Below are 438 nucleotides of genomic sequence, written 5' to 3' on the forward strand. Positions count from 1 at the left end.
TCTTCTTGCAAAATATCGCTGTAAAAAATGAGTTGCCAATTCTGACAGAAGAAGAGTTGGAAAGAGAAGAGTTGTTTTTACAGTTACAGAAGGAAATCCAGGAAAACCAACAGGCGATTGAGGCAGGTCACGGGATCAGCCTAGAAAGTGTCAAAGAGAAGTATGGAATTTGAGTCTTATTCAGTGATACTTGCTCCAGCAGTGGAGAAGGAATTGGCAGTTATTTACGCCTATTTTTCGGAACAGTTCTCAGAAGAAATTGCCAAAAGACGAATTGGGATGATTGTCGAAGCATTAGAGAGTTTGCAAATTTTTCCTGAACGTGGTTTTAACGCCGATAACCGTTTTGGTAAGCAGATAGACCCGCCTCATCTAACCCGAGGCTATGTCGTTGGAAAAGACTACATCGCCCTCTATCGCGTAGTGAAAAATGAAGTT

At 41.6% G+C, this 438-nt stretch carries 1 protein-coding gene and 1 pseudogene; both read left to right on the forward strand.

Going from position 1 to position 438, the window contains the following annotated elements; all coding sequences use genetic code 11:
- A pseudogene (locus C1G53_RS13675) lies at window positions 1-173 on the forward strand (toxin-antitoxin system antitoxin subunit); the annotation flags it as partial.
- Window positions 163-438, forward strand: a 276-nt coding sequence (locus tag C1G53_RS06440) for a type II toxin-antitoxin system RelE/ParE family toxin (protein ID WP_105118132.1), incomplete at its 3' end; no start/stop codon positions are given. The pseudogene C1G53_RS13675 and the gene C1G53_RS06440, both read left to right, overlap by 11 nt.

Source organism: Streptococcus suis (genome assembly GCF_002960445.1).
Classification (GTDB): domain Bacteria; phylum Bacillota; class Bacilli; order Lactobacillales; family Streptococcaceae; genus Streptococcus; species Streptococcus hyiners.